The sequence below is a fragment of the Luteimonas soli genome (assembly GCF_042648865.1).
Lineage (GTDB): Bacteria > Pseudomonadota > Gammaproteobacteria > Xanthomonadales > Xanthomonadaceae > Luteimonas > Luteimonas soli.
On the sequence record NZ_JBHRYA010000007.1, the window covers coordinates 68498 to 75754 of the forward strand.

Genomic DNA, 7257 nt, shown 5'->3' on the forward strand with positions numbered 1-7257 from the left:
GTCAAGACCCGCCCTACGCCGTGCGCGCCCGTATAGTCGAACCCATGGACACTCCTGACACGCCCGTCGCCGAACTGCACCCCACCTTCGACCGCCTGCGCACCGCCTGGCAGCGCAATCGCCCCGACGCGCGCCAACGCATGGACGACCTCGCCCGCCTGCGCGACGCCTTCAAGGCCGGCCGCGAGTCCATGCTCGCCGCGATCGATGCAGATTTCGGCCACCGCTCCACGCACGAGACCCTGCTCTCCGATGCGATGACGGTCACCGCCGAGATCGACCACCTGCGCGGCAAGCTGCGCGGCTGGATGAAGCCACGCCGCGTGGGCAGCGGCTGGCGGCTGTGGCCGGCGCGCGCCCAGGTGCGGCATGAACCCGTTGGCGTGGTCGGCGTGATGTCGCCGTGGAACTACCCGGTCAACCTCGCGCTGATCCCGCTGGCCACCGCCATCGCCGCCGGCAACCACGTCTACCTCAAGCCGTCCGAACACACCCCGCGCACCAGCGCCTGGCTGCGCGCCCTGCTGGCCGAGGTGTTCCCCGCCGACCGCGTCGCCGTCGCGCTCGGCGACGCCGGACTCGGCGCGCAGTTCTCCGCGCTGCCGTTCGACCATCTCGTGTTCACCGGCTCCACCGCCGTCGGCCGCAAGGTGATGGCCGCCGCCGCGCCCAATCTCACCCCGCTGACGCTGGAACTGGGCGGCAAGTCGCCGGCGATCGTGGCTGCGGATTTCCCGATCGAACAAGCCGCCGCGCGGCTGGCGACCGGCAAGTGGCTCAACGCCGGCCAGACCTGCATCGCGCCCGACTACGTGCTGGTCGACGACGCCCGCCGCGACGCACTGGTCGCCGCGCTGCGCGAACAGGCCCGCACGCGCTACGGCGACCTGGAACACGCCGACGACTTCACCCGCATCATCAACGAAGGCCAGTACCGGCGCCTGCGCAGCTACCTCGACGATGCGCACGAACGCGGGCTGGAAGTGATCGAACTGGTGGCCCTCGACCCCGTGCGCGCCGAGGCCGAGCGCATGATCGCACCGACCATCGTGCTCGAACCCGGCGACGACGCGCACGTGATGCGCGACGAGATCTTCGGCCCGATCCTGCCCATCCGCAGCTATCGCAGCCTTGACGAGGCGATCGCGTACGTCGAAGGCCGCGACCGCCCGCTGGCGCTGTACCCCTTCAGCCACGATCGCGCGACGGTGGAGAAGATCCTCGGCCGCATCCTCGCCGGCGGCGTCACCGTCAACGACACCCTGCTTCACTTCGCCGCCGGCAACCTGCCGTTCGGCGGCATCGGCGCCAGTGGCATGGGCGCCTACCACGGCCGCGCCGGCTTCGACGCGATGACCAAGGCGATGCCGGTGCTGTGGCAATCGCGCCGAGCGGCAAGTGATCTTCTCAAGCCGCCGTATCGCGGTTTCGTGGACCGGATGGTGAAGTTCCTCGCCGGCTGATCGTGCATCGGCGTCGGGGGCGTAGCCCCGACCTGCGACGCCCGATAGCATTCCCTGACCCGAGGCCGGATGCCCGACTCCGCTGGTCGGGGCTACACCCCCGACGCTCTTCCCACGGAACCCCGACATGAAAATTGCCAGCTGGAACGTCAACTCGCTCAACGTGCGCCTGCCGCACCTGGAACAGTGGCTGCGCGAGGCGCAGCCGGACGTGGTCGGGATCCAGGAAACCAAGCTCGCCGACGAGAAGTTCCCTGATGCGGTGCTTGCAGGCCTCGGCTACCGCAGCGTGTTCTCCGGGCAGAAGACCTACAACGGCGTGGCGATCCTTGCGCGCGAGCGCGCGCTCGACGACGTGCAGATGGGGATCCCCGGCTTCGAGGACGAACAGAAGCGCGCCATCGCCGCGACCGTGGACGGCGTTCGCATCGTCAACCTGTATGTCGTCAACGGCCAGGACGTGGGCACGGACAAGTACGCCTACAAGCTGCGCTGGCTCGACGCCGTGCATGACTGGCTTGCGGTGGAACTCGCGGCGCACCCGCGGCTCGTGGTGCTCGGCGACTTCAACATCGCGCCCGACGACCGCGACGTGCACGACCCGGCCGTCTGGAACGACACCCACATCCTCACCTCCACCGCCGAACGCGACGCCCTGCGCCGCCTGCAGGCGCTGGGCCTGCACGACGCCTTCCGCCTGCACCACGACCAGGCCGGCATCTTCAGCTGGTGGGACTACCGCCAGGCCGCCTTCCGCCGCGACCTGGGCCTGCGCATCGACCTGACCCTGGTCTCCGACGCCCTGCGCGGGCAGGCCGTCGAAGCCGGCATCGACCGCGAACCGAGGACGTGGGAGCGCCCGAGCGACCACTCACCGGCGTGGGTGCGTCTGGAAGGCTAGGCAGCCGCCCTGCTTTTGCGTTGCCTTTGCCGTTGGTTTTGGCTTTCGCCTCCAGCTTCTAAAGATCACACCGCCCTTCCGCAGGCCTGCAGACCCGGAGGGCGGCGCACATGGATGTGCGGCGTTTTTCTACAAGACATGGATGTCTTGTAGAAAAATCCCTTCATCAATGAAGCGCCGGGTGTGCTCTTGGCACAAGGCGTTTTTCTTTGCTTCGTTTCTTTTGACGCCAATCAAAAGAAATGAAGTCGCCGAAGGCGAAAGCCTTTGCCTTTGACTTTGCCCTCAGCGCATGACGAGGAAAGGCTGGAGCAAGATCAAGAGCGTTTCGCCCGCTGTGCGGCCGAGTTCATTTCTTTGATAAGCGTCAAAGAAACGGAACCAAAGAAAACGCTTTGTTCCCAGGGCAAATCCGGGAAGTTGTTGTCGCGGGGATTTTTCGAGAGGGCATCCTGCCCTCGTCGAAAAACGTCGCACATCCATGTGCGCCGCCCTACGGGTCTGCGAATGTTCGATCGGCGTTGGGATCCTTAGAAGCGGAAAAGCAAACGCAACAGCAACAGCAACAGAGCAACAGCAAGAACCACGCAAACAGAAAGGCCCGGCGATGCCGGGCCTTTCTGACGGCAGGAGTGCGCTCAGCGCACGCTGCCGCGCCTGAACAGGTTGACGATCGCAAGCAGAATCACTGCACCGATCAGCGCAGTGATCAGGTACCCGATCCAGCCCCCGAAACTCAGTCCCACCATCGGCAGCAGCCAGCCGCCAAGGAAGCCGCCGATGATGCCGACGACGATGTTGAGGATGATGCCCTGCTGCCCATTGGTGCGCATGAGCATGCTCGCCAGCCAGCCGGCGATGCCGCCGACGATCAACATGATGATGAAGTTCATGCAACAGACTCCTTGAGTGCGTGCCGGACCCCATGCCGCGGCCCGGGCACTATTCCGCACCGCGCGTGAGCACGGCGTGGCGATATCCGCACGCCGGCGTATCGACCCCGGTCAGGCGCCGTCGCCGTCCAGCAGCCGCAGCAGGGCGCCACGCGGGAGCTTGCCGGTCTCGTTGCGCGGCAGGGTCGTGACCCGGCGCAAGCGGCGGGGCAGGAACACCGGATCGATGCTGCAGCGCAACGCACGCAGGATGTCCGCCTCGGCAAGCGTCGGCGCGACGGCCATGGCGGCGATGCGCTTGACGCCGACCTCGTCGGCGTCGAGCTGGAACACCACCCCGTCCTCGACCCCGGGAATCGCCAGCAGGCGCCGGGTGAGGTCGCCGAGCGAGGCACGCTTGCCGGCGATCTCGAGCAGGTCGCCCTGGCGGCCGCGCAGCAGGAAGCGACCGTCGGCGTCGCGGCCGTTGTCGACGAGTTCCACCAGGTCCGCCAGTGCCACCGGCTGCGGCAGGTGGGTGGCATGCACGAGGGTGCCATCGGGCTGCGGCGTCACGCGCACGCCGGGCAGCGGCGTCCATGCGTCTTGGATCGCGGTGCGGCGACGCGCGATGATGCAGGTTTCGGTGGAACCGAAGACCTCGCGCACCTCGCAGCCGAAGCGCGCCTCGGCCGCGGCGGCCAGCGGCTGCGGCAGCGGCGCGGTCGCGGTGACGATGCCCGCCATCGGCGGCAGCGCCACGCCCGCCTCGACCAGCGCGCGCAGGTGCACTGGCGTGGTCACCAGCAGCCGCGGCGCCTTCGCATCGGCCAGGGCATCGGCCACGTCCTGCGGGAAGAACGGCCGCGCGCCGTGCACGGCGACGTTGCCCAGCAGCGGCAGCAGCACCGACATCTCCATGCCGTACATGTGCTGCGGCGGCACCGTGGCCACCGCCTGCACGACGGCTTCGCCCGGCCACAGGCCCGCCAGCGCGGCCAGGTTCTGCTCGGTGCTGGTGCGGAAGCTGCGCCAGGTCTTGGCGTTGGGCTTCGGCGCGCCGGTACTGCCGGAGGTGAAGCCGATCGCGACCAGCGCATCGTCGTCGACCAGCGGGCGCTCGCCCTCGCACCGCGGCAGCACGTCGGGCATGCGTACGTAGTGCGGCAGCGGCGCGAGCGAGGGATGCGGGCAGCCGCAGTGGTCGCCGTCGCCCAGGCAGTAGCTTTCCGGATGCAGCGCACGCACCTCGTCGATCGCCGCGCGCGTGCGCGACGGCGGCAGCAGCGTGGTCTGCCCGCGCAAGGCCACTGCGCAGAACGCGACCAGGAAACGGTAACGGTCCTCGCACAGGTTGATCGCATGGGCGGCGTCGGGCAGCAGCCGGGCCAGGCCGCGCACGTGCGAGAGGAAGGTGTCGAGCGACACCTCGCCGTCGGCGTCGAACGCAACCGCGCGCGCGCCGTCGCCGCCGGCCAATGGCCGGGATGGAACGCGCGCCTTCGCGGGCGCGCCTGACCGGGTTTCGATGACTGCCGACATTGCTGCTGCTTGCCAGGCGGCGATGCGCCGCCCTTCTCCCTATCCGTAAATCCCCGCCGATTACTTTACGCTGAGCGGCGTGCCCGACGCCAAGCCACGATTCATGTTCAGCCCGCCGCAGCCGCTCGCCGTCGGTCCGCTGCGCTGCGCCTGGGCCCCGCACCAGCACGGCACGCCGGCCGAGGCGCTGGTGCGGCCGTGGCTGGCCGACGCGCTGGGCCAGCCGGCCGACGCGCTGCCGCTGCGGCGCGACGTGCACGGCCGGCCGCGACTGGAAACGCCCGCCGCCGGCGTCGACGTGAGCTGGAGCCACAGTGGCGAGCGCCTGCTGGTGGCCCTGGGCCGCGGCGTGCAGGTCGGCGCCGACCTCGAACTGCTGCGCCCGCGCCCGCGCGCGCTGGCGCTGGCCGAGCGCTTCTTCGTCCGCAGCGAGACGGACGCGCTGCTGGCGTTGCCGGCCGACGCGCGGGAAGCGGCGTTCGTGCGCCTGTGGTGTGCCAAGGAGGCCGTGCTCAAGGCCCACGGGCGCGGGCTGGCGTTCGGCCTGGACCGGCTCGAATTCGCGCTGCGCGGCGACGACTGGGCGCTGGTGGCCTGCGACCTGGCGCTGGGCCGGCCGTCGGACTGGACGCTGCACGCGTTCACGCCGATGCCGGGGTACCTGGCCAGCCTGGCGTGGCGACCGGCACCGCCTCCGGCGTAGGAGCGGCGGAAGCCGCGAGCTTTTCGCCCACTCCCCTGCGAAGGCAAGGGGGCAACAGTAAAGGCTCGCGGCTTCCGCCGCTCCTACAATGCGCCGATGAACGACGCATTCGACCCCGCGCTGCGCGCCGAACTCGACGCCGGCCTCGCCGCGCTCGGCCTCGACGCCTCGCTGGCACCGCGGCTGCTGGCCTATCTCGCCCTGCTCGGCCGCTGGAACAAGACCTACAACCTCACCGCGATCCGCGACCCGCGCGCGATGGTGGCGCTGCACCTGCTCGATTCGCTGGCGATGCATCCGTTCGTGCGCGGCATCGGCAGCCTCGCCGATCTCGGCAGCGGCGCCGGCCTGCCCGGGATCCCGCTGGCCATCGCGGTACCCACGCTGCAGGTCACCCTGGTCGAGTCCAACGGCAAGAAGGCCCGCTTCCTGCGCGAGGCAGTGCGGACGCTGGGGCTGGACAACGCGCGGGTCGCCGAATCGCGCGCGGAGACGCTGGACCGGCCGGGCGCCTTCAACGCGATCACCGCACGCGCGATGGCGACCTTGGCCGACCTGCTCGCGGCCGGGGCGCACCTGCTGCGCCCCGGCGGCCGGCTGCTGGCGATGAAGGGCGCGCTGCCGGAGGAGGAAATCGCCGCGCTGCCACCGGGCTGGCGGGTGGAGGCCACGCGCCGGCTGGCCGTGCCGGGCCTGGACGCCGAGCGCCACCTGCTCGTGGTCGGCCCGCAACCGCACTAGGCCCGGGCCCGGTACCGCGCCCGGGCCGGCCGCCGGCGTGAGGCATAATCATCGGCCGGATCGCCGGCCCCGCCTGCATCCGCACCCATTCGCAACGAGGCTCCGGACCCCATGGCCCGCATCATCGCCATCGCCAACCAGAAAGGCGGCGTCGGAAAGACGACGACGGCGGTCAACCTCGCCGCGGCGCTGTCGCGCACGCCCAAGCGGGTGCTGCTGGTCGACCTCGACGCGCAGGGCAACGCGACCATGGGCAGCGGCGTGGACAAGCGCGAGCTGCAGGCCTCGACCTGCGACGTGCTGCTCGAGGAGATCCATGCCCGCGACGCGATCGTGCGCACGCCCGAGGGCCTGGACCTGATGCCGGGCAACACCGACCTGACCGCGGCCGAGATCGAGCTGATGGACGAGGACGGCCGCGAACAGCGCCTCAAGCGCGCGCTCGACCCGCTGCGCGAGAAGTACGACTACATCATCATCGACTGCCCGCCGGCGCTGTCGCTGCTCACCCTCAACGCGCTGACCGCCGCCGATTCGGTGCTGGTGCCGATGCAGTGCGAGTACTACGCGCTCGAGGGCCTGACCGCGCTGCTGCAGACGATCGATGCGCTCAAGGCGCGGCTCAATCCCGGCCTTGAAATCGAAGGCGTGCTGCGGACCATGTTCGACGTGCGCAACAACCTGGCCAACGCGGTGTCGACCGAGCTGACCAACCACTTCGGCGACAAGGTCTTCCGCACCATCGTGCCACGCAACGTGCGCCTGGCCGAGGCGCCCAGCCACGGCCAGAGCATCGTCGGCTACGACCGCGGCAGCCGCGGCTCGGTCGCCTACCTGGGCCTGGCCGGCGAACTGCTGCGCCGCCAGCGCGAACGCGAGAAGGCCGCGCGCGGCAAGGAAACGACACAGGAACCCGCATCGATGGAGAATCCGGCATGAGCGCCAAGGCATCGGCCAAGAAGCGCGGCCTCGGACGCGGCCTGGAAGCGCTGCTCGGGCCCAAGGCCGCGGCCGAGGCCCCGGCGCTGGAAGCCA

Annotated in this window: 7 protein-coding genes; 5 read left to right on the forward strand and 2 right to left on the reverse strand. The window is 70.0% G+C overall.

Annotated elements, in window-relative coordinates:
- The first annotated feature begins 44 nt into the window (after window positions 1-44).
- A complete protein-coding gene (locus ACFONC_RS07715) occupies window positions 45-1463 on the forward strand; it encodes a coniferyl aldehyde dehydrogenase (protein ID WP_386743157.1) in 1419 nt (472 codons plus the stop codon).
- A gap of 127 nt (window positions 1464-1590) precedes the next feature.
- The gene (xth, locus tag ACFONC_RS07720; protein WP_386743158.1) at window positions 1591-2364 is read left to right on the forward strand and encodes an exodeoxyribonuclease III; all 774 of its coding nucleotides are present in this window, start codon (window positions 1591-1593) and stop codon (window positions 2362-2364) included.
- A gap of 638 nt (window positions 2365-3002) precedes the next feature.
- Here the strand turns inward: xth and ACFONC_RS07725 are convergent.
- Together ACFONC_RS07725 and ACFONC_RS07730 are read right to left on the reverse strand one after the other, a co-directional pair.
- The gene (locus tag ACFONC_RS07725) at window positions 3003-3257 is read right to left on the reverse strand and encodes a GlsB/YeaQ/YmgE family stress response membrane protein (protein ID WP_386743159.1); all 255 of its coding nucleotides are present in this window, start codon (window positions 3255-3257) and stop codon (window positions 3003-3005) included.
- A 111-nt stretch (window positions 3258-3368) separates the two neighbouring features.
- On the reverse strand, window positions 3369-4778 hold the full coding sequence (locus ACFONC_RS07730; protein WP_386743160.1) for an AMP-binding protein: 1410 nt from the start codon (window positions 4776-4778) through the stop codon (window positions 3369-3371).
- 79 nt (window positions 4779-4857) lie between these two features.
- On the opposite strand from ACFONC_RS07730, the gene ACFONC_RS07735 reads away from it, so the two are divergent.
- The 3 genes from ACFONC_RS07735 to ACFONC_RS07745 all read left to right on the forward strand — a co-directional run bounded on the left by ACFONC_RS07735 (window position 4858) and on the right by ACFONC_RS07745 (window position 7161).
- A complete protein-coding gene (locus ACFONC_RS07735; RefSeq protein WP_386743161.1) occupies window positions 4858-5481 on the forward strand; it encodes a 4'-phosphopantetheinyl transferase family protein in 624 nt (207 codons plus the stop codon).
- Window positions 5482-5577: 96 nt separating this feature from the next.
- Complete coding sequence (rsmG, locus tag ACFONC_RS07740) at window positions 5578-6222, forward strand: 16S rRNA (guanine(527)-N(7))-methyltransferase RsmG (RefSeq protein ID WP_386743162.1); 645 nt, start codon at window positions 5578-5580, stop codon at window positions 6220-6222.
- Window positions 6223-6333: 111 nt separating this feature from the next.
- Window positions 6334-7161, forward strand: coding sequence for a ParA family protein (locus ACFONC_RS07745; protein ID WP_386743163.1), 828 nt, complete (start codon window positions 6334-6336; stop codon window positions 7159-7161).
- Window positions 7162-7257: the final 96 nt, after the last annotated feature.